16 protein-coding genes are annotated in these 17,341 nt (G+C 62.9%); 8 read left to right on the top strand and 8 right to left on the bottom strand.

All coding sequences use genetic code 11. The features are described from left to right. Nucleotides 1-21 precede the first annotated feature (21 nt). The 4 genes from LPW29_RS00390 (at nt 22) to LPW29_RS00375 (ending at nt 5,648) form a co-directional block, all read left to right on the top strand. A complete protein-coding gene (locus LPW29_RS00390) occupies nt 22-1,677 on the top strand; it encodes a DUF342 domain-containing protein (RefSeq protein ID WP_238626362.1) in 1,656 nt (551 codons plus the stop codon). 63 nt (nt 1,678-1,740) lie between these two features. After that, complete coding sequence (locus tag LPW29_RS00385; protein ID WP_238626423.1) at nt 1,741-2,310, top strand: NnrU family protein; 570 nt, start codon at nt 1,741-1,743, stop codon at nt 2,308-2,310. Between the two features lie 118 nt (nt 2,311-2,428). After that, on the top strand, nt 2,429-4,009 hold the full coding sequence (locus tag LPW29_RS00380; protein ID WP_238626361.1) for a methyl-accepting chemotaxis protein: 1,581 nt from the start codon (nt 2,429-2,431) through the stop codon (nt 4,007-4,009). A gap of 58 nt (nt 4,010-4,067) precedes the next feature. Continuing rightward, complete coding sequence (locus LPW29_RS00375; RefSeq protein WP_238626360.1) at nt 4,068-5,648, top strand: methyl-accepting chemotaxis protein; 1,581 nt, start codon at nt 4,068-4,070, stop codon at nt 5,646-5,648. A 66-nt stretch (nt 5,649-5,714) separates the two neighbouring features. Here LPW29_RS00375 and LPW29_RS00370 read toward each other — a convergent pair whose 3' ends face one another. The 4 genes from LPW29_RS00370 to LPW29_RS00355 all read right to left on the bottom strand — a co-directional run bounded on the left by LPW29_RS00370 (nt 5,715) and on the right by LPW29_RS00355 (nt 9,791). Continuing rightward, the gene (locus LPW29_RS00370) at nt 5,715-7,010 is read right to left on the bottom strand and encodes a RuBisCO large subunit C-terminal-like domain-containing protein (RefSeq protein ID WP_238626359.1); all 1,296 of its coding nucleotides are present in this window, start codon (nt 7,008-7,010) and stop codon (nt 5,715-5,717) included. 5 nt (nt 7,011-7,015) lie between these two features. Further along, nucleotides 7,016-7,444, bottom strand: coding sequence for a secondary thiamine-phosphate synthase enzyme YjbQ (locus LPW29_RS00365; protein ID WP_238626358.1), 429 nt, complete (start codon nt 7,442-7,444; stop codon nt 7,016-7,018). A 502-nt stretch (nt 7,445-7,946) separates the two neighbouring features. Beyond that, nucleotides 7,947-8,402, bottom strand: coding sequence for a hypothetical protein (locus LPW29_RS00360; RefSeq protein WP_238626357.1), 456 nt, complete (start codon nt 8,400-8,402; stop codon nt 7,947-7,949). Between the two features lie 27 nt (nt 8,403-8,429). Continuing rightward, on the bottom strand, nt 8,430-9,791 hold the full coding sequence (locus LPW29_RS00355) for an NAD(P)/FAD-dependent oxidoreductase (RefSeq protein ID WP_238626356.1): 1,362 nt from the start codon (nt 9,789-9,791) through the stop codon (nt 8,430-8,432). 230 nt (nt 9,792-10,021) lie between these two features. Between LPW29_RS00355 and minC the strand changes: the two genes are divergently transcribed. The 3 genes from minC to minE are packed head-to-tail and all read left to right on the top strand — an operon-like array spanning nt 10,022 to nt 11,874. Beyond that, nucleotides 10,022-10,771 carry a septum site-determining protein MinC gene (minC, locus tag LPW29_RS00350; protein WP_238626355.1) on the top strand — a complete coding sequence of 250 codons (750 nt, stop codon included), beginning with the start codon at nt 10,022-10,024 and terminating at the stop codon, nt 10,769-10,771. Nucleotides 10,772-10,801: 30 nt separating this feature from the next. Beyond that, nucleotides 10,802-11,611 (top strand): septum site-determining protein MinD, encoded by an 810-nt coding sequence (gene minD / locus LPW29_RS00345; protein ID WP_090253572.1) that lies wholly within the window; start codon nt 10,802-10,804, stop codon nt 11,609-11,611. 5 nt (nt 11,612-11,616) lie between these two features. Continuing rightward, entirely contained in the window at nt 11,617-11,874 is a 258-nt protein-coding gene (gene minE, locus LPW29_RS00340; protein ID WP_090253570.1) for a cell division topological specificity factor MinE, read from the top strand. Between the two features lie 9 nt (nt 11,875-11,883). On the opposite strand, the gene aat is transcribed toward minE, so the two are convergent. The 4 genes from aat to LPW29_RS00320 form a co-directional block, all read right to left on the bottom strand. Beyond that, nucleotides 11,884-12,609 carry a leucyl/phenylalanyl-tRNA--protein transferase gene (aat, locus tag LPW29_RS00335; protein ID WP_090253568.1) on the bottom strand — a complete coding sequence of 242 codons (726 nt, stop codon included), beginning with the start codon at nt 12,607-12,609 and terminating at the stop codon, nt 11,884-11,886. A 381-nt stretch (nt 12,610-12,990) separates the two neighbouring features. Continuing rightward, nucleotides 12,991-13,620 carry a high frequency lysogenization protein HflD gene (gene hflD, locus LPW29_RS00330; protein ID WP_238626354.1) on the bottom strand — a complete coding sequence of 210 codons (630 nt, stop codon included), beginning with the start codon at nt 13,618-13,620 and terminating at the stop codon, nt 12,991-12,993. 335 nt (nt 13,621-13,955) lie between these two features. Continuing rightward, nucleotides 13,956-15,071: a tRNA 2-thiouridine(34) synthase MnmA gene (gene mnmA / locus LPW29_RS00325; RefSeq protein WP_238626353.1), complete on the bottom strand. Its 1,116-nt coding sequence runs from the start codon at nt 15,069-15,071 to the stop codon at nt 13,956-13,958. A gap of 163 nt (nt 15,072-15,234) precedes the next feature. Beyond that, nucleotides 15,235-15,678, bottom strand: a complete 444-nt coding sequence (locus LPW29_RS00320) for an NUDIX hydrolase (RefSeq protein WP_238626352.1) — start codon at nt 15,676-15,678, stop codon at nt 15,235-15,237. A 370-nt stretch (nt 15,679-16,048) separates the two neighbouring features. Here LPW29_RS00320 and icd point away from each other — a divergent pair, with 370 nt between their 5' ends. Then, nucleotides 16,049-17,305 (top strand): NADP-dependent isocitrate dehydrogenase, encoded by a 1,257-nt coding sequence (icd, locus tag LPW29_RS00315; protein WP_238626351.1) that lies wholly within the window; start codon nt 16,049-16,051, stop codon nt 17,303-17,305. The last annotated feature ends 36 nt before the right edge of the window (nt 17,306-17,341 follow it).

Genomic DNA, 17,341 nt, shown 5'->3' with positions numbered 1-17,341 from the left:
CATTTCCGCCCCGGAGGCACCATGAGCGGCGATACCCCCCCGGAAGACACCATCCCCGATCTGGACCTGCGCCTCGATGACACGGGCACGCGGGTGTATTGCACACCGCGACCGGGTCAGGTGTATCCGGATCTGGTGGCTGCGTCCGTGGTGGCGGCCTTGCGCGAGGCAGGGTATGGCGATTGGGCGGTGTTGGAGGCGGGCGTTCATGGATTGACCGAGGCCCTGTGCCGACCGGCTCCTGCGGGCCATCAGGAACCCTTTCTGCTTGCGGAGGCGTTGGATGGCCGGTTTGTACTGAACGTGGACCCTCAGGGCCTTGAGGCCTCATTGCATGTGGAAGGTCCCCGAGGTGGACGTCCGACGACCCTGGAGCAGGTGCTCCAGGCCCTCGCTGATAAGGGGGTCACCCAGGGTGTCGACCAGGAGGCCATCAGCGCCTTGCTCAGGCAACCGGAATGGGCCCCGGAGGTTGCCGTGATCGGTCGGGCCACTGCCCCCGTCAATGGCACCGATACCGTGTTTGAATCCTTGGTCCCCGAGGCCCGCGAACGGATCCCCAACATCGATGACCGAGGACGCGCCGATTATCGGGACCTGGGTGAACTGGTGCAGGTCTCCCCCGGTACACCCCTCATGCGTCGCCATCATGCCACCCCTGGCACACCCGGCCTGAATCTGTTCGGCGCTCCCATCCCGGCCCGGGATGGCCGGGAGCGATCATTCTCCACCCGGCTGCGTAACGTGGAACGTGACCCTGAAGACCCCGATCTGCTGCGGGCTGCCGCTGCCGGCATGCCCGTGGTGGTACCCAACGGGGTCATGGTCGAAGAGTTGCTGGATGTGAAACAGGTGGATCTGTCCTCCGGGCACCTTAACTTCGAGGGCAGTGTGCGCATCCGCGGCGATGTGGCCGATGGCATGCGCGTGAAATCCACTGGCGATATCGAGGTGGGCGGCATGGTGGAGGGCGCCACACTGGAGGCCGGCGGCGACGTGATCATTCGTCATGGTGTGGTGGGGCAGTTGCAACACGGGGAGGTTCACCAACCCACCGCTGTGATCAAGGCGGGGGGCACGGTCAGGGCCCGATTCATGGAAAACGCCCGCGTTGAGGCCACCGTGGTGGTGACCCAGGAGCAGTTGGTGCACTGCCAGGTGAGCGCCCATCAGTCGGTAACCGTGGGGGCCACCGGGGCGCGCAAGGGGCAGATCGTTGGAGGCCAGGTCAGGGCCCGGGAACTCATCGAATGCCTGCTGCTGGGTTCGCCGACTTCCCCTCACACCGTGGTGATGGTCGGAGTCGATCCTGAAGGGCAGGACCATCTGGAACAGGTGGATGCGCGCCTGCTGGAGAAACAGAAATTGCTCGATGAGTTGGCCCGTACCCTGCATTTTGCAAGCCAGCACCCGGAGCGGGTGGATGAAAACTTCATCAAACGGGTGCAGAACACCCTGGTGAAGGCGCGCGAGGAGATGGCCGAGCTCACCCTGGAACGCGAGGCCCTGGTGCAGCGGGTGGAACGCTCCCAGGATGCCAGCATCCACGTGCGCGAAAGGGTCCACGCCGGTGTGGAGGTCCATGTCGCCGATCGGGCACGGCGTATCAATCAAGAGGTGGTGGGTGGCGCCTTTTTCCTGCGGGAGGGGGAATTGGTATTCGACCATGCCCCATGAAAAGGGCATTATTAGCAGTTTCTTAATCCACTCAACTCAGAAGGAAGCGTTACCGTGTTCGTGATGATCCTTGGTCTTGTGCTCTTCCTGGGCATGCACTCCACCCGCATCTTCGCCGACGACTGGCGTCGCGCCCGGATCGACCAGTTTGGCGAAAAGGCCTGGACGGGATTTGCATCCGTTCTTTCCCTGGTCGGCTTTATCCTGATCGTCTGGGGTTATGGCATGGCTCGGGTGGACCCCACCTGGCTCTGGGTGCCGCCGCTGTGGACCTTCCACGTGACCGCCCTGTTCAATCTGGTGGCCTTCATTATCCTGGCGGCCGCCTTTGTCCCCAATAACCACATCAAGGCCCGCCTCGGCCATCCCATGGTCATCGCCGTGAAGGTATGGGCCCTGGGGCATCTGTTCGCCAACGGCACACTGGCCGACGTCATTCTTTTCGGTTCGCTGCTGGTCTGGGCCGTGCTGTCCTTCCGTGCCGCCCGCAAGAGAGATTCCGCTCAGGGAATGGCGCCTGCTGCCGCTACATTGAAGGCGGATGCCATCACCGTGGTGGTGGGCCTGGTCGGTTATCTTGCCTTCTCGCTGTTCCTGCATGAATGGCTGATCGGCAAGCCCGTCATGGTCTGATCACTGCCGGTGCCCCGCTCAGGGGGGCGGGGCACCGCGGGTGAGCGAGGGTCGGCAGACAAGGATGATTCATCGACAGGAATGCGCGTTGCAGCATAACTCAGGGGTTGAATGATCCATGAAGAAGAATCTGCCGGTCACGGGCCGGGAACAGGCCGTATCGGATCACGCCAATATTCTGTCCACGACGGACCTCAAGGGGGCCATTTCCTACGTCAACGACGACTTCATCCGCATCAGCGGGTTCGTTGAGGAGGAGTTGCTCAAGCGTAATCACAATATTGTCCGCCACCCTGACATGCCCCCGGCGGCGTTCAAGGATCTTTGGGATAGTGTCAAGAGCGGTCGTGCCTGGATGGGGCTCGTCAAGAACCGTTGCAAGAATGGCGACCATTACTGGGTGAGCGCCTATGTCATGCCTATCCGCAAGGATGGGCAGGTGGCGGAATACCAATCCGTGCGCACCCGCCCCCCACGGGAGTGGGTGGATCGGGCCACCAGCATGTATGCCGGACTCATGAACGATCGTTTGCCCCTGGTCATGCGTCTGCCCATGCCGCCGGTTGCCGTGCGTCTGGTGGGCGGCATGGTGATGGCTGCAGCGTTGTCCCTGGCACTCGGCGGGCTGTGGGGTACGCCGATCATCAGCAGCCTGGTGCCGGTATTGCTGGCCCTGATACTGGGCAGCGGCCTGAGTGCCTGGTTGGTACGCCCTCTCGGACAGCTACGTACCCAGGCCCGCGGGATTACCCGTAATCCGGTGGGGCAGTATGTTTACACCGGCCGCGCGGACGAATTCGGGGAGATCGAGTTCGCCATGCGCATGTTGCGCTCCGAGACCGGTGCTGCCGTGGGCCGGGTATCCGATGCCGCCAGCCAATTGGCTGAGCACGCCGATTCCATGGTGGGCTCGGTGCGACGGACGCGGGATGAGATTCTCCGTCAGCAGGCGGAAACCGATCAGGTGGCCACAGCGGTCAATGAAATGACCGCCAGCGTTCAGGAAGTGGCCCGCAACGCACAAAACGCCGCCGAGGCAGCCACCACCGCCGATACCAGCGCTGGTCAGGGGCGTCAGGTGGTGGCTTCCACCGAACAGGTCATCGGCCAGCTGGCTGATGAGGTGGAGCGCGCGGCTCAAGTCATCAGCCAGCTGGAGGAAAGCGCTGGATCCATCGGGGCGGTGCTGGAGGTCATCCGCGGTATTGCCGAGCAGACCAATATGCTGGCCCTGAATGCTGCCATCGAGGCGGCCCGGGCCGGTGAGCACGGCCGCGGTTTTTCCGTGGTGGCCGACGAGGTGCGCAGCCTGGCTTCCCGCACTCATGAATCGACCCAGGAGATCCAGACCACCATCGAGAAGCTTCAGCGGGGCGCCCATTCCTCGGTGGAGGTGATGCAGAACAGTCGTCAACAGGCGGTCAAGAGTGTCGAGCAGGCGGGCAAGGCAGCCCGCTCCCTGGAAGAGATTGCTCGCAGCGTTGCCGCCATCACCGACATGAGTGCACAGATCGCCACGGCGGTGGATCAGCAGGGCTCGGTCAGCGAGGAGATCAATCAGAGCATCACCCGCATCCGTGGCTATGCCGATGCCAATGCCCAGTCTGGTCAGCAGATCGAGTCGGCGGCCAGCCAGGTGGCGGAACTCTCCGCGGAACTCAAGCTGCTGGCCCGACAATTCTGGGAGCGCCGTAACTGATGACTGACGTGAAGCACTCCTTTTCATACCCGGTCCTTGCCCGTACCGGAGGCAAACCATGAAGAAGAATCTACCGGTTACCGGGCGGGAGAAGACCTTTTCCGCCAACGTCAACATCCTGTCCACCACTGACGCCAAGGGCACGATCACCGATGTGAATGATGATTTCGTGGACATCAGCGGTTTTTCGGCTGATGAATTGCTGCGTCAGAATCACAATATCGTCCGTCACCCGGATATGCCCCCCGCGGCCTTCCAGAATCTTTGGGACACCATCAAGGGTGGGCAGTCCTGGATGGGGCTGGTAAAAAATCGCTGCAAGAACGGCGATCATTACTGGGTGAGTGCCTATGTCACACCGATTCATCACAATGGTCGCATCACCGAATACCAATCCGTGCGCACCCGTCCTCCCCGGGAGTGTGTGGAGCGCGCCGACAGGCTGTATGCCCAGGTGATGGCCGGTCAGACGCTCTGGGTCTTGCGCTGGCCCATGCCCGGATTGCGTATGCGCCTGCTCGGGGCTGTGGGGTTGGCGGGTATGCTGGGCTGGCTTGGTGGGATCTTGATGGGCGCGCCAGCGATTCAGACACTGGTCCCGGTACTGCTGTTTGTGGCACTGGCCGCTGGGTGGGCTGGGTGGGTGACCCGCCCCCTGGCCCGACTGCAGGCGCAGGCTCGTTCGGTCGTGCGTAACCCGCTGTGTCAGTATGTCTATACCGGCCGTGTGGATGAGGTGGGAGAGATCCAGTTTGCCATGCGCATGCTGGCCACCGAGACCGGAGCCGCTGTGGGTCGTGTGGCCGAGGCCGCTCGCCGGCTGTCGCGGCAGATCAAGGATATGGTGGGTGTCATCGAACAAACGCGACAGGAGATCCTGCGTGAGCAGGCCGAGACCGATCAGGTGGCCACCGCCGTGAACGAGATGGCCGCCAGCGTGCAGGAAGTGGCGCGCAATGCCCAGCATACTGCCCGTTCGGCCGAGGAGGCAGATACCAGTGCCGACAGTGGGCGACGTGTGGTGGTGTCCACCGGCGAGGCCATCGGTCACCTCTCGGACGAGGTGGAACGGGCGACCCAGGCGATTCATGAACTGGAACAACGCACCGAGGAGATCAGTACAGTGGTGGAGGTGATCCAGGGGATTGCCGAGCAGACCAATCTACTGGCCCTGAATGCCGCCATCGAGGCAGCTCGCGCTGGCGAGGAGGGGCGTGGGTTTGCCGTGGTGGCTGACGAGGTACGCAGCCTGGCAGCCCGCACGCAGAACGCCACCCAGGAGATCCAGAGCATGATCGAAAGGCTTCAGGCCGGTGCCCAGTCTTCTGTTCAGGTGATGGGTCAGAGCCAGGAACAGGCCGGGCGCAGTGTCCGTCAGGCCGATGAGGCGGCCCAGTCCCTGGAGGAGATCGCCCGCAGTGTCAGTTCCATTACCGAGATGAGCGTGCAGATCGCCACGGCGGTGGACGAGCAGAGCGCCGTCAGCGAGGAAATCAATCGCAGCATCACCAACATCCGTCATTCCGCGGATGGCAATGCCGAAGCCATCGTCAATATCGAGCAGGCCGCCGAGGAGCTCACCCAACTATCCGAGCACCTGGAGGTGCTGGCCGGCCAGTTCTGGGATCGTATTCACTGAAAAAAGGGGACAGATTTATTTTCTGGCCCGGAGGGCCGGAAAATAAATCTGTCCCCTTTTTTCTCTTTACTCACCAAAGGCCTTGAGGGCGGCCGCCAGTTCCGGGTGGTTCCGGGCGTGGGCGTGCACGTCGATACCGGCGGCGATGGCGTCCCAGGCCTGGCGGATGCTGGTGGCGCCAGCGCGGGGCCCCATGGGATGGCCGAAAACGCCCCGGCCGGGGACAAAGCCGAAATCCACGCTGCCCACCTTGTCATATACCCGCTTGAGTGTCGCTGCCGAATCACTGCCGCCGGGGACCGGCAGGCAGGGCTTGATGGGGCCCATGGGTTCCAGACAGGCGCGGATGTTGTCGCGCACTTCCTCGTCGGTGGTCATCATGCGAGGGCCAAAGCCGGGCATGATCACCGAATCAAAGCCGGCCAGACGCTGCAGGCGGGTCATCACCCGGCTGTGCACGCCGTAGTGGGGCAGGCGGCTGAAGGGGGCAATGAAGGGGAAATGGGCGATCAGCGGTACCTGGGTATGCTTGCGCAACATGCGCACGCCAGACAGGCCCACGGGGAGGGCATTGACCAGCAGCGCGTTGGCGCCTCTGGCGACTGCCGCATCGTGCAGGTCCAGTAATCGGTCGACTTCATCGGTGATGTTGGCCAGGTAGATCTTGGGTGTGCCAGTGGCCTCTTCAGCCGCCCGGCGGGCGTGGCCCAAGTGCTCGCAGCGCTCGGTGAGGGGCGACCAGTCCGGATCCGCCAGCATCTCGTCGTCCTTGGCGATGTCCAGCCCCCCCAGCCACGCCTCGTGGCCGATCTTTGAAAAGGCATCCGGTGGCAGGCCGATGTTCGGCTTGATGACACCGAAGAACAGGGGGCGGTCATGGGCATTGAGCTGGTCGCGCAGCCCCTGCACCCCAAACCTGGGGCCCTGAAAGTGGGTCAGGTAGCTGTTGGGAAAGTGGATGTCCTGCAGCTTGATCAGCGGGATACCGGGGGTAAAGAAAGGCCCTTCCCCCAGCACGGCCGAGATCAGGTTGGGGATGCGCGGCCCGAAGTTTTCATGAGGATGAGCGATCTTCACGCGGCAGGCGAAGATCCTGCCCTGGGCCGCATGCTGCACGGGATAGCTCAGGGCCTCGCGCTCCTCGATGATCTCCAGTTCCAGCACCTTGGCCCCAAAACGCGGCCGCAGATCCTCGTCCACGTCCACCCGTTTCCACTGGGCCGTGGATTGCTCGCTGCACAGATGCGCGGCGGCGGTGCGCGGGTCACCCACGCATTCCAGGGTGTATTCCAGAATGAGGTGTTTTTCCAGATCGATCTGGTCGGCTTCGGCAAAAAAGCCGTCGATGTCGGAGGCCTGCATGGGCGTTACTCGGTCCCCATGAAATGGACGGACAGACGGCGCTCCGCTCGGGGGCCGTCCAGTTCGATGAAGAAGATGGATTGCCAGCTGCCCAGGCGCATTTCGCCATCGACGATGGGAATGGTCTCAGAGGCGTTCATGAACAGCCCCATGAGATGGGAGTGGGCGTTGTCCCGGCCATCCACCGGCTTCTCGTTGTGCCGGTAGTCCCCATCGCGGGGCACCAGGCGCTTGAGGTAAGTGAGCATGTCCTGCTGGAGCATGGGCTCCTGCTCATTGAGGTTCACATAGGCGGTGGTGTGTCGCGAGATCAGGGTGACGATGCCATTGCGGATACCGCTGTCGGCGATCAGGTCACGAACATGCTGGGTGACATCCACGATCTGGATGGGGGCCTCGGTGGCAAGCGGCAGTTCGTGGTGGCTGATCTTCATGACAGGCCCGGCGTTGGGAGGGTGGGTGAAAGCTAGCCGGGGGTGGGAGAGGCTGTCAAGCGGTCATGAACCCGCCACCAGGGCGGGGCACCCCGCTCCCATGAGGTTGGGCTTAACGTGAAAGAAGCAAGGTTCAGCGACAGACACTCCCTTCTCCCCCTCGGGGAGAAGGGCCGGGGATGAGGGGCGGGATAGGCACTGTGCCAGCCCTTCCCGCCTCACCCCAACCCCTCTCCCCCACGGGGGAGAGGGGCTCGGAGCGTATCTTTCATCATCGGGGGTGGCTCACCACCGCGATGCATGAGAGTTAACGTGAAAGAACCAAGATTCAGCGACAGACACTCCCTTCTCCCCCCCGGGGAGAAGGGCCGGGGATGAGGGGCGGGACAGGCACTGTGCCAGCCCTTCCCGCCTCACCCCAACCCCTCTCCCCCGCAGGGGAGAGGGGCTAGGTATGTATCTTTCATCATCGGGGGTGACTTGTGACCTTGATGCATGAGAGTTAGCCCTGGGATTGCTGAGGTTCCGCTGTCCCCTGGGGCTCGGCCTGCGATTTCTCCTGGGCGGGAGGTGCCTGACGCGTTGCCTGTTGCGCGGGTTTTACCCTGGCACCGATACCCACCAGGTGCAGCATCACCGGGAAGACGAGGATGGTGAACAGCACCCCGAAACCGAGACTGGCACCGATCAATGCCAGGTAATCCACCGCGCCCGCCAGCATCTCCCAACTGGAGCGGGTGATCCCTGGCAGGGTGATCAAGGCCATCACGAAGGTGAACACCCCAAAGCCGATGGAGGCCTTGAAGGGCAGCGAAAACTTGCGGCGACGACCCACCGTGCGTTTGAAGAACAGACCCAGCAGGACAAGATCCAGGATCACCAGCGGGACCAGCACCCATAACCACCCGCGAAAAAATTCCAGAACCACAGCCAGAATACCGACGAATGAAAAGGCCATTGCTTGCTCCTAAATTTGCAACGTGAATCAGATACGGCCGCGCAGCATGGCACGGTAGGCAGCCAGCAGGAGACGATCCTTCATGACCCACGGCACCCAGTGTTCCTCGTAGGGGCTGATGAAGGGGAAGGAGGGTTTCATGTTCAGGTCGTAATCAAACTCCACCAGGATGGCCTTGCCCAGTTCCGTGATCAATGGGCAGGAGGTATAGCCGTCGTAGCGGGCTGAGTTCTCCCGGCCCTGGATGGCCTGGATCATGTTCTCCACGGCCACCGGGACCTGGGACTTCACGCTGGCCGCCGTTTTGCCGATGGGCACGCCGTTGATATCGCCGGCGCCAAAGACATTGGGATAACGGTTGTGTTGCAGGGTGTGACGATCCACCTCCAGCCAGCCCTGGAACGGGGCTTCCTGAGCCGCCAGTTCACTCTCGCGCAGCGAGTCTGGTGCGCTCATGGGCGGCACCACGTGGATGAAGTCGTAATCCAGGGTTTCGTCACCCAGCGGGGTTGCGAAGGTGGCGGTCTTGGCGTCCGGGTCGATGGCTCTGAGCGGGTGGTCCCAATGGATCTGTATGCCACGTTCCGGGAAGTGCTTGCTCAGGAAGTCGTCGGCATCGGGTTGGGAAAACAGGCCGGCCCCCGGTGGCAGGTAGTGCATCTCGGCTCGATCCCGGGTGCTACGTTCCTTCAGGCGGCTCTCGGTGAGCATGGTCACCTTCAGCGGCGCACCGGCGCACTTGATGGCGCCCGGCGGGCGAGTGAACAGGCCCACGCCACCGTTGTCCACGAAGTGGTCAAGCGCGCTCCAGGTGCGTTGCGCGTGGTCCGGGCGGTCATACACGCAGCCCACACCGCGTTGGCCGATCAGGTCCGTGGACATGCCTTCGATGTCGGTGTAGTTGATTTGAAGTCCGGTGGCCACCATCAAATAGTCGTATTTCACGGTGCGCCCATCGTCGGTGATCACCCGGTTGTTGTCCGGATCGTATTCAGCCACCATGTCTTGAATCCAGCTCACGCCGGAGGGGATATAACGGCTGTTCTTGTCCGTGGTCTTGGCAACACCCCATACGCCGGTGCCCACCAGGGTGAAGCCAGGCTGGTAATAGTGTTCTTCGCGACGGTCGATCAGTGTGATCTGGGAGCCGTCCAGTTCGCGACTCAGGCGGGTGGCACATGACAGGCCCGCGGCACCGGCACCCACAATGACGATGCGGGCGTTGGTGGGCACGGCGCGTGCCGCGCCGGGGTAGAGCAGGCCGCTGGAGGCGGCGCCGGCCAGCAGGGCCCCGCCTCCCGAGAGGCGCAGGAAATCGCGCCGGGAAAGGCCCTCATTGCCCAGCGCCCGCTGGACGGCTGATTGGATGTGCTTGTCTTTTTGACTCATTGATACTTCGCTCCATACCTCTAAGTGGTCAGCCGGGGGAGGGTCGAACGGACGACCTGCATGGTGGCGATGGCACTCACCACGGCGGCTGTGGGACTCGCTTTATAGTATAAGCATATTATCATGTTGTCGGCGCGTACAATCCAGCAAACCGTTACAATGCGCGCCTCGATAGATTCAATACATCCTCAAAGGCTGGCAACGCTGGCCGATCTGCCGGACAAATCCCCATGAGTGCCAACCCCAGCCCTATCCAGCCGATCGAGTTCAAGGGCCGAATGATCCTGGTCTCCATCCTGAAGCTGCAGCCGGCCGAACCGGCGGTGCTACAGGAGGCCCTGGAGGCCCGCATGCAGGAGGCCCCGGACCTCATGCGTGACATGCCCGTGGTGGTCGATATGGATGCCATGGCCGGTACATCGGCTCAGGACCTGCTCTCGGTACTGGAAACGGTGCGCCAGCATGGCCTGAAGCTGATCGGATTACTGCATAGCGAGGCTTCGGCACCGCTGGCCGACCGTACCGGTCTGCCGCTGATCGTGCTTGGTCCTCGCGCTGGTAGCGAGGTGCCGCTGCGGCCGGCACCGCCTCCGGCGACCGAAAGCACCCCGGAGACGCCTGCGGAGCCCGCCCCCGCGGCGCCGGCGCCCCATACGCCCTCCCTGGTGGTCAACCAACCGGTGCGCTCCGGACAGCAGGTGTATGCCCGCGGGGGCGACCTGATCATCACTGGGGCCGTATCGGCGGGGGCGGAGGTACTGGCCGATGGGCATATTCATGTGTATGGCCCGCTCCGGGGCAAGGCCCTGGCTGGTGTGCGCGGGCTGGAGTCGGCACGCATCTTTTGTCGGCGTCTGGATGCAGAATTGGTATCCATTGCCGGACACTACCGCATTGCAGAGGATATCCTGGACTCGGAGCGGGGGGATAACCGCCTGATCACCCTGTCCGGTGAGACCATCAAGATCTCGGAAATCTAGTGCTGAACCTTTTAAGGAGATGCAGGCTTTATGTCACGCATTGTAGTGATTACCTCGGGTAAGGGAGGGGTCGGCAAGACCACCACATCCGCCGCCATCGCCACCGGCCTCGCCCAGGAGGGGCACAAGACCGCCGTCGTGGACTTTGACGTGGGTCTGCGCAATCTGGACCTGATCATGGGTTGTGAGCGCCGCGTGGTGTACGACTTCGTCAACGTCATCAACGGCGATGCCAACCTGCGCCAGGCCCTGATCAAGGACAAGCGCACCGAGAACCTTTATATCCTCCCGGCCTCCCAGACCCGGGATAAGGACGCCCTCACACAGGAAGGGGTGCAGGCGGTCCTGGATGAGTTGTCCAAGGAGTTCGACTACATCATCTGTGATAGCCCCGCCGGCATCGAGCGCGGCGCACTGATGGCGGCCTATTTTGCCGATGAGGCCATTGTGGTGACCAACCCCGAGGTATCCAGTGTGCGTGACTCGGACCGGATGCTGGGCATACTGTCCAGCAAGACCCGGCGCGCCGAGCAGGGGGAGGATCCCCTGCCGGCTCACCTGCTGATCACCCGTTACTCGGCGGATCGTGTGGAGAAGGGCGAGATGCTCAGCGTGGAGGATGTGCAGGAGATCTTGTCCATCGGCATGCTGGGCGTGATTCCCGAGTCCCAGGCGGTGCTCAATGCCTCCAATGCCGGGATGCCGGTGGTGCTGGACAAGGAATCGGACGCGGGACAAGCTTACCGGGATGCCGTGGCCCGGTTCCTGGGCGAGGAACGCCCACACCGCTTCATTACCACGCAGAAAAAGGGCATCTTCGGACGCCTGTTCAGAGGTTGATCGTCATGAAGGGTATCATCGATTATTTCCGGAGCCCGCGACAGACCAGCGCCAAGGTGGCCAAGGAGCGCCTGCAGGTCATCGTGGCCCGGGAGCGCAGCAGTCGCTCGGGGCCGGATTATCTCCCCGCCCTGCACAAGGAGCTGCTGGAGGTGATCCGCAAATACGTCCAGGTGGGTGACGATGCGGTGCAGATGAACCTGGAGAGCGAAGGGGACTGCGAGGTGCTGGAGGTGAATATCACCTTGGGTGACAAGCAGTAGGGGTGGGCCTCAGAGTCCCGGTTCCACTTCCCAGGGCCCGGGGCGTCCCGGCACGGAGCACAACTGATCCAGCCGGGCGCTGAACCGTGCCCGGGAAATGGATTCGGCGCCCATGCGGCTCATGTGCTCGGAAGGTGTCTGGCAGTCCAGCAGCGGATAGCCCCAGTGCTGCAGATGCCGGCACAGCACCACCAGGGCCACCTTGGAGGCGTCGGTGGCACGGCTGAACATGGATTCGCCGAAGAACACCCGGCCCACGGTGACCCCATACAGACCGCCCACCAGTTCCCCTTCCCGCCATACTTCCACCGAGTGGGCATAGCCGGTGCGATGCATCTGCGTGAAGGCCTGCTGCATGCCGTAGGTGATCCAGGTGCCGTCCACGCCACGCCGGGGGCCGGCGCACCCTTTGATCACTTCGTTGAATGCCTGGTCGAAGGTGACGGTGAACTCGCCGCGACGCAGGGTCTTTCCGAGGCTGCGGCTGACGCGCACATTCTCGGGGTAGATCACGGTGCGGGGATCCGGTGACCACCAGAGGATGGGCTGTCCGGCCTCGTACCAGGGGAAGATGCCGTGCCGGTAGGCATTGAGCAGCCGCGGCAGGCTAAGGTCCCCGCCTGCCGCCAGCAGCCCGTTGGGTTCACGCAGGGCGCGATCCACCGGCGGAAAGGGTTCGTCTGTTTGGCCCGGGCGCAGCCAGGTGAGGGATTGCACTTGGTTGTTGCCAGACATGGCGTCTCCATTCTCTTGAGTCTGCAACGTCAGTTCCTCAGTATCGCCGCAGGCGTTCCTGTAGGGAAGAGCTCCTCAACCTGCAAGAAGCAAGGTTCGGCGACAGACACCCCCTTCTCCCCCTCGGGGGAGAAGGGCTGGGGATGAGGGGGGGGAGGCGGGCACTATGCCGGTCCTGGGGGGGGCCCCCCCCCCCCCCCCCCCCCCGCGGGGGGGGGGGGGGGGGGGGGGGCCCCCCCCATGAGTTGGCAATATGCCTGCCGCTCCCCTCATCCCCGACCCTTCTCCCCCGAGGGGAGAAGGGGGGGTTACTCCACGATCCGATCCAGGATTCACACTTCGGGCTTACCTTCGGATTTACCATTGGGAGAAGGGGGGGGTTTACTCCACGATCCGGTCCAGAATCCCCTTGGCCTCGGCCACGATCGCATTTCGGCTGAAGATCAGCCGCCACCGCGATCCCCCCGCCTGTCTCCACAGCACCGCTGCTCGAATCCCCGCCAGCAGCAAGGTGCGAATACGCGCGGCATTGTTGCTGTTGCCCAGATGACTCTGGTCCCCCTGGACGATGATCCGTGGGCCCAGTTCGCTGATGGTGTTCTGATAGGTCTCGCCCAGTCGCGCCATGATGTTCTCGTGGGTCATCCCAAAGGCCTCACTTTGGTGACTGGCCACATCAATGCCATCCCGTAATTTCTTGATCATCTCTGGTTTTTTTATGAGTTTGCGCTCGAGGTAGAGCACGCTGATCACGTAGCGGGAGATCTCTGCGTCCACTTGATGCGAGGGCGACTGGATCTGTTCCAGGAGGATGCGCAGGCCCCGCTCCAGGTTCTCCACGCCGCCGTACACACCCTCGATGGTGTCGGCTTCAAAGGCGAACAGGCTGCCCACCATGGTCTGCAGCTGATCCAGGTCGCAGCGGCCATGCCAGGCGATTTCCTTGACCATGCCGGCGGATTGAAAGAGGGCCGCCAGGGCCAGGGCGCGATTATGGTGTGAGGATTCCACGGGAATATCTTGTTGCTGGGTGGGTTAATGCTGGGAAGATACCATAAAGCCGGCTTTGCACGGGCCAGCCTGTGTGGCTTACCCGTGCCCTTGTGGGAGCGGCCCTGGCCGCGAATAACAGGAACCACTGATGCATCCGGCCCTCGTCCGGGGTGGGTCCCTGGAGGCGGGTGTTCGCCGCATGGATGCGGCGGTCAAGCCTACAGGGAGGTATTCACGGCGTCCCGCCGCAAGGGACTCACTCCGGATGAGGGCCTGCCCCGAAACCCGAAACCGGCGCCGTAGTTTGGTTCGCCCATTCGCGGCCAGGGCCGCTCCCACAGGGACAGCAGTGCTTATGGCTGTATTGGATGCCGGCGGGCGATGATGCCGCCGCCCAGGCAGTGTTCCCCTGCGTAGAACACCACTGACTGACCCGGCGCCACGGCCCGCTGGGGGGCATAGAAGCGTACCTGCAGGGCGCCTGGTTCCTCCGGTACCGCTTCCACCAGGCAGTCCTGGTGTGCCTGTCGGTAACGGATCTTGGCCTGGCAGCGCAGGGGCAGGGTAGGGGGGTGGTCGGCCACCCAGTGCAGGTCCACGGCGGTCAGTCCGGTGGACTGCAGGGACGGGTGATCATGGCCCTGGGCGACGATGAGCCGGTTGTGGTCCATGTCCTTGTCCACCACGTACCAGGGTGTTTCGGGCGCACCCTGCACGCCGCCGATGCCCAGCCCCTGGCGCTGGCCCGGGGTGTAGTACATCAGGCCCTGATGCTCCCCCAGCACCTGATCGTCGGTGCTGACGATCTCGCCGGGCTGTGCGGGCAGGTAGCGCTGCAGGAAATCCCGGAAACGCCGCTCGCCGATGAAACAGATCCCGGTGCTGTCCTTCTTGGCGTGATTGACGAACCCGGCGCGCTCGGCAATCTCCCGTACACGGGGCTTTTCCAGTTCGCCCAGGGGGAAGAGGGTGCGCGAGAGGGCGCGTTGGCCCAGGGTGTAGAGGAAGTAGGACTGATCCTTGTTCGGGTCCTGGCCCTGCAGCAGCTGGTATTGACCGTCGTGACCCTGCCGAACCCTGGCGTAATGGCCGGTGGCGATCAGGTCGGCCCCCTTGTCCAGGGCATAATCCAGGAAGGCCCGGAACTTGATCTCCCGGTTGCAGAGGATGTCCGGGTTGGGGGTGCGTCCGGCGCGGTATTCCTCCAGGAAGTGGGCAAACACGCGGTCCCAGTATTCCTTGGCGAAGTTCACCTTGTGCAGGGGGATCTCAAGCTCCTCGCACACGGCCCAGGCGTCTTCCAGGTCCTTGGCAGCTGAGCAGTAGCCGGGTTCGTCGTCGTCCTCCCAGTTCTTCATGAACAGGCCTTCGACGCGGTACCCCTGCTCCATGAGCAGGAGGGCAGACACGGAGGAATCCACACCGCCGGACAGGCCGACGATGACGCGTTTGGGGTAGGTATGGGGCATGGGTGTGCGAGTCGAATGTTGATCAGGGGATTCTAGCATCGTCGGTAAGGGGGGTGCCCGCTGCGCCCCTCATCCCCAGCCCTTCTCCCCGCAGGGGCGAAGGGAGCCATCAAGGGGCTCTGCAGGGAGGGGATGGGGTGAGGGGAGCAGAATGGCACGGTACTCAAATCTCCACCAGCAAACCCAAAGGATACCGCCGCCCCGCCAGATAATCCTGGATACACCTCAGCACCAGCGGGCTGCGCTGACAGGCCAGGTCTTCCGCCAGCACCTGCGGTTCCAGCCAGTGAGTGGCCAGAATATCCGCATCCAGGGTGTGGTCGGGCAGGGGCTCGGACACGCTGCCCGTCACGGCCACCCGGATGAAGGTCAGCCCGCTGGCCGGATGCTGCCAGCGATAGACGCCCACCACCGCCTCAGGGGTGAGCCGACGCCCGGTTTCCTCCAGCGTCTCACGGATGCAGGCCGCCAGCAGCGATTCCCCTTCCTCCAGGTGCCCGGCGGGCTGATTGAAGACGCGGCGGCCATCCTCCTGCTCTTCCACCAAGAGGAAACGACCCTCCCGTTCGATGACGCTTGCCACGGTAACGCGCGGTGTCCAGACCATGAATGTAAAAACTCCAGAGTTTGTGTGTGGATTAACGTGAAAGCACCCAGGTTCAGCTACGGAAACTCCCTTCTCCCCCTGTGGGGAGAAGGGCTGGGGATGAGGGGGGGCACCGTGATTGTCCTTGCCCCTCACCCCCGCCCCTCTCCCCACAGGGGAGAGGGGCTTGGAGTGTGTCTTTCGTCATCTGATGTATCCGGACGAGGAACTTCCCGGATGCTCGACACCGGGGCTGCGGTAAGGTTCGCCATTCGCGGCCGAGGGCCGCTCCCACCGGCGAAATCAACCCACCCACCGACGCACCCGGACATCGCGTGTATAATCCCACCAAAATCCTTAACAACAGTCACATTCCACAAAGGGAGCTCCCATGGCTTATCAACATATCAAGATTCCCGAGCATGGCACCAAGATCACGGCTAATGAGGATTGTTCCCTGAATGTGCCCGACAACCCGATCATCCCCTACATCGAGGGTGACGGCATCGGCGTGGATATCTCACCGGTGATGATGCGGGTGGTGGACGCCGCCGTGGAAAAGGCCTATGACGGCCAGCGCAAGATCGCCTGGATGGAGGTCTTTGCCGGCGAGAAGGCCACCCGGGTCTACGGCGGCGACACCTGGCTGCCCAAGGAGACCATGGAGGCCGTGCGTGACTACGTGGTGTCCATCAAGGGCCCTCTGACCACACCCGTGGGTGGTGGCATCCGCTCCCTGAACGTGGCCCTGCGTCAGGAACTGGATCTGTACGTCTGTCAGCGCCCCGTGCGCTACTATCCGGGGACGCCCAGCCCGCTGAAGAATCCCGAGCAGACCGATATGGTGATCTTCCGGGAGAACTCCGAGGATATCTACGCCGGCATCGAATGGGCCGCTGGCTCCCCCGAGGCCAAGAAGCTCAGCGACTTCCTGATCAATCAGATGGGCGTGACCAAGATCCGCTTCCCCGAGACCAGCGGTCTGGGCATCAAGCCGATCTCCGAGGAAGGCACCAAACGCCTGGTGCGCAAGGCCATCTGGTACGCCATCGAGAACGACCGCAGCTCGGTAACCCTGGTGCACAAGGGCAATATCATGAAATACACCGAGGGTGCGTTCAAAAACTGGGGTTATGAACTGGCCAAGGAGGAGTTCGGCGCCGAAGAGATTGATGGTGGCCCTTGGTGCCGCTTGAAGAACCCCAACAATGGCAATGAAATCATCGTCAAGGACGTGATTGCTGACAACTTCCTGCAACAGATCCTGCTGCGCCCGGGTGACTACAGCGTGATTGCGACCATGAACCTCAATGGCGACTACATCTCCGATGCCCTGGCGGCTCAGGTGGGCGGCATCGGTATCGCCCCGGGCGCCAATATCTCCGATACCGTGGCCATGTTCGAGGCGACTCACGGCACGGCGCCCAAGTATGCCGGCCTGGATAAGGTGAACCCGGGCTCTCTGGTGCTGTCTGCTGAAATGATGTTGCGCCACTTGCGCTGGTTTGAAGCGGCGGATCGGGTGGTCAAGGGGCTGGGCGGCGCCATCAGCTCCGGTCGCGTCACCTACGATTTTGCCCGCGCCGTTGACGGGGCCACGGAACTGTCCTGCTCCGAGTTCGGTGAAAATATCGTCGAACACATGTGATTCAACAAGAGAAGGGAAACGTTTCGACTGCACATC

Origin of the sequence: Ectothiorhodospira sp. 9100, assembly GCF_022227565.1 — a bacterium.
GTDB classification, from domain to species: Bacteria; Pseudomonadota; Gammaproteobacteria; order Ectothiorhodospirales; family Ectothiorhodospiraceae; genus Ectothiorhodospira; species Ectothiorhodospira marina.
Note: the sequence above shows the minus strand (reverse complement) of the source record. Positions and strands in the feature narration are given on the sequence as shown.

What these genes read in the sequence shown, in the direction of transcription:
- LPW29_RS00390 (WP_238626362.1), top strand. Translation starts at nt 22, where the DNA reads ATGAGCGGCGATACCCCCCCGGAAGACACCATCCCCGATCTGGACCTG.
- LPW29_RS00385 (WP_238626423.1), top strand. Translation starts at nt 1,741, where the DNA reads ATGATCCTTGGTCTTGTGCTCTTCCTGGGCATGCACTCCACCCGCATC.
- LPW29_RS00380 (WP_238626361.1), top strand. Translation starts at nt 2,429, where the DNA reads ATGAAGAAGAATCTGCCGGTCACGGGCCGGGAACAGGCCGTATCGGAT.
- LPW29_RS00375 (WP_238626360.1), top strand. Translation starts at nt 4,068, where the DNA reads ATGAAGAAGAATCTACCGGTTACCGGGCGGGAGAAGACCTTTTCCGCC.
- LPW29_RS00370 (WP_238626359.1), bottom strand. Translation starts at nt 7,010, where the DNA reads ATGCAGGCCTCCGACATCGACGGCTTTTTTGCCGAAGCCGACCAGATC.
- LPW29_RS00365 (WP_238626358.1), bottom strand. Translation starts at nt 7,444, where the DNA reads ATGAAGATCAGCCACCACGAACTGCCGCTTGCCACCGAGGCCCCCATC.
- LPW29_RS00360 (WP_238626357.1), bottom strand. Translation starts at nt 8,402, where the DNA reads ATGGCCTTTTCATTCGTCGGTATTCTGGCTGTGGTTCTGGAATTTTTT.
- LPW29_RS00355 (WP_238626356.1), bottom strand. Translation starts at nt 9,791, where the DNA reads ATGAGTCAAAAAGACAAGCACATCCAATCAGCCGTCCAGCGGGCGCTG.
- minC (WP_238626355.1), top strand. Translation starts at nt 10,022, where the DNA reads ATGAGTGCCAACCCCAGCCCTATCCAGCCGATCGAGTTCAAGGGCCGA.
- minD (WP_090253572.1), top strand. Translation starts at nt 10,802, where the DNA reads ATGTCACGCATTGTAGTGATTACCTCGGGTAAGGGAGGGGTCGGCAAG.
- minE (WP_090253570.1), top strand. Translation starts at nt 11,617, where the DNA reads ATGAAGGGTATCATCGATTATTTCCGGAGCCCGCGACAGACCAGCGCC.
- aat (WP_090253568.1), bottom strand. Translation starts at nt 12,609, where the DNA reads ATGTCTGGCAACAACCAAGTGCAATCCCTCACCTGGCTGCGCCCGGGC.
- mnmA (WP_238626353.1), bottom strand. Translation starts at nt 15,071, where the DNA reads ATGCCCCATACCTACCCCAAACGCGTCATCGTCGGCCTGTCCGGCGGT.
- LPW29_RS00320 (WP_238626352.1), bottom strand. Translation starts at nt 15,678, where the DNA reads ATGGTCTGGACACCGCGCGTTACCGTGGCAAGCGTCATCGAACGGGAG.
- icd (WP_238626351.1), top strand. Translation starts at nt 16,049, where the DNA reads ATGGCTTATCAACATATCAAGATTCCCGAGCATGGCACCAAGATCACG.